2 protein-coding genes and 2 pseudogenes are annotated in these 2,660 nt (G+C 73.6%); 2 read left to right on the forward strand and 2 right to left on the reverse strand.

What is annotated here, in order from left to right; all coding sequences use genetic code 11:
* Positions 1 to 206: pseudogene (locus tag KS423_RS43105) on the forward strand (sulfite oxidase); the annotation flags it as partial.
* A 27-nt stretch (positions 207 to 233) separates the two neighbouring features.
* Here the strand turns inward: KS423_RS43105 and KS423_RS43110 are convergent.
* Both KS423_RS43110 and KS423_RS43115 read right to left on the reverse strand, forming a co-directional pair.
* Positions 234 to 884 (reverse strand): TetR/AcrR family transcriptional regulator, encoded by a 651-nt coding sequence (locus KS423_RS43110; RefSeq protein WP_224285151.1) that lies wholly within the window; start codon positions 882 to 884, stop codon positions 234 to 236.
* Between the two features lie 100 nt (positions 885 to 984).
* Positions 985 to 1,893 (reverse strand): acyl-CoA thioesterase II, encoded by a 909-nt coding sequence (locus KS423_RS43115; RefSeq protein ID WP_308020322.1) that lies wholly within the window; start codon positions 1,891 to 1,893, stop codon positions 985 to 987.
* A 125-nt stretch (positions 1,894 to 2,018) separates the two neighbouring features.
* Between KS423_RS43115 and KS423_RS43120 the strand changes: the two are divergent.
* A pseudogene (locus tag KS423_RS43120) lies at positions 2,019 to 2,660 on the forward strand (SWIM zinc finger family protein); the annotation flags it as partial.

Genomic DNA, 2,660 nt, shown 5'->3' on the forward strand with positions numbered 1-2,660 from the left:
GGCGGCGCGCCGAACTGCGCGACGAGCCGCAGGCCGACGGCTGGACGCGCTGGAGCGTCGCCTGGCGCCCCGAGCGGCCCGGGCCGTACGAGCTGCGCGCCCGCGCGACGGACGACCGGGGCGACACCCAGCCCGAGCGGGCCGTGTTCAACCGGGAGGGCTACCTGTTCGGTGCGGTGGTGGCCCACCCGGTGACGGTGGTCTGAGCCGCGGGCCGGCGAGCCGACGCGCGCTCAGCCGGTGGAATGGGCCTCGTACGGGGCCGGGTACCGCGTCTCGTACGGGGTCAGCACCAGCCGCACCACGTCCTCCAGTCGCCGCCGGGCGTCCCCGAGCGTGGTGCGGCCGGTCACCCAGGCGGTCAGCTCGCCCTGCCAGGCGTGGGCGACGATGTGCCGCACCAGGTCGCTCGCGGCGGCCGGCACCTCGGCCGTCACCGCTTGCAGGGCGGTGCTGTCGGCCCGGGCCATGCCTTGCAGGGCTTCGCTGGCGAACGGATCGGTGGAGGCGGCCACGGCCACCCGCAGCCGGGCGAGTTCCGGCTGCCGCTGGTAGGCCCGCATCCCGCCCCGGACGAACCGGACCGCCCGGTCGGTGGCACCCAGCCCGGCCCTCGGCCCGCGCAGCTCGGCCACCAGGTCGGCCAGCAGCAGGCGATGCCACTCGGCGATCGCCGCCGCCAGGAGGTGGTCCTTGGAGGAGAAGTAGCGGTACGCCGTCCCCAGGGCGACTCCGGACCGCTCGCAGACCTGCTTCATCTGCATCCGCTCGACGCCGATCTCGTTCACCAGGGCGAGCGCGGCCGCGATCAGGCTTTCGCGGCGTTCGAGCTGACGCGGAGACATCGCCTCCACCGGCCGTGGTGACAGGTCAACCTTGGTCACCCGCACCATGATACGGGCCGGGGCCGCTCAGGAGTATGACGCCGTTCGGCCCCCTTCCGTTCGTCCGGAGGTCACCGGGGGCGGCCCGGAGCCGGGCCGGCTAGCCGAGCTTGCGGATCAGAGCCTCCTGGGCGGCCGAGGCGACCAGTCGGCCGTCCAGGTCGTAGAACTCCCCGAGCGTCAGGCCCCGGCCGTCCGAGGAGGTCGGGCTGCGCTGGGCGAACAGCAGCCACTCGTCGGCCCGGAACGGGCGGTGGAACCACAGCGCGTGGTCCAGCGAGGCCAGCAGCAGCCGGGGCGGCTCGGGGCGATGGAAGAAGTTCGGCTGCTCGTTCAGCCCGGCGGTGGAGGCCAGGGTGAGGTCGGACAGGTAGGTGAGCGCACAGGCGTGCAGCAGTGGGTCGTGGGCCGGGAGCGGCGTGGCGGTGCGCATCCAGACGAACTGCTGCGGCATCCCGGGGACGGTCGGCGGGACGTCCGGGGAGTCCGGCAGCGCGAAGCGCAGTTCGATGTCGCGGAAACAGCCCGAGTTCCGCACCGCCTCGCGCAGTTCCCTGGGCCAGCGGGAGAGGGCGTCGGGCAGGGACTCCGGGGTGGGCGACGAGGGCATGCCGCGGTGGCGCTCGTCGGTCGGCTCGGGACGCTTGAAGGAGGCGGTGAGGCTGAAGATCTCCTGCCGGTCCTGTACTGCCCGGACCCGGCGGGCGGCGTAGGTGGCGCCCTCGCGGAGTCGCTCGACCTCGTACGTGACCGGTCGGGTCGGGTCGCAGGGCAGGAGGAAGTAGCTGTGCAGCGAGTGCACCGCGCGCTGCCCTTCGCAGGTGCGTCCGGCGGCGACGAGCGCCTGGGCGGCGACGTGGCCGCCGAAGGCGCGCATGGGGGAGCCTTCGTGGCAGTAGCCCAGGAACGTGTTCTCGTTCAGTTGCTCGATCTCCAGCAGCCCGGCGAATGAGGCGGCCCGGTCGGGCTCCTGTTCGGTCGGGATCCGCTGTTCAGTCAGGTCGGTCACGGGCCAATAGTGGCAGAAGCCAACCGTGTGGCGATATGACCTGGGTAACGCCCGGCGCGATAGAACGCGTTTCATTTGGATGCCGGTTCGATGGATTGTCAGATCCCTCACCTAGCGTGCTCGACATGACGCAATCCGCACACGCGTACGGCTATCTGCGCCCGTCGGCCGTCCTGGACGGCGCCGAGGGCCGGCGCCTCGACCTGGCCACCTCCGGCGGCGCCACCCCGCTCGGCGCCGCCGCCAACCCGCGCTTCTTCGCGGGCTTCCTGGCCGATCCGGCGCCGGCCGCCGCGGCACTGCTCGCGGTCGCGGACGTCGCCGCCGCGCGCTACCACCAGCCGCAGCTGCGCGCCTCGCTCGACCCGGTGGTGACGGCCAACGGGGACCGGCTGCGCTTCGAGTCCTTCTCGGGGTGCTGCGGCGTCTACGCCCGGCTCGACGTGCTCCAGGCCGGGCTCGACGGGGACGAGATCGGCCACGGCACCACCAACGTGGACGTCAACAACCCGCTGCGCGAGGCGCTGACCAGGATCGGCCCGGCCGACCCGCTGCACCTCGCGGTCGGGCCGGACGCGCTGGAGGTCACCAGCTTCGACGGCCCGCTGGTCGAGAAGAAGGTCCCGCTGCCGGAGCGGTGGCTGCGCGGCTTCGCCGAGACCCAGGTGGTCGCTGCCGGCTTCGAGCTGCGCGCCGAGCTGCCCGCCGCCGAGGCGGTCCGGTTCCTGCGCTCGCTGCCGCGGGCCGGGCGCGGAGGGCGGGCCGGC

This window comes from Streptomyces sp. LS1784 (assembly GCF_020103755.1).
Taxonomy (GTDB): Bacteria; Actinomycetota; Actinomycetes; order Streptomycetales; family Streptomycetaceae; genus Kitasatospora.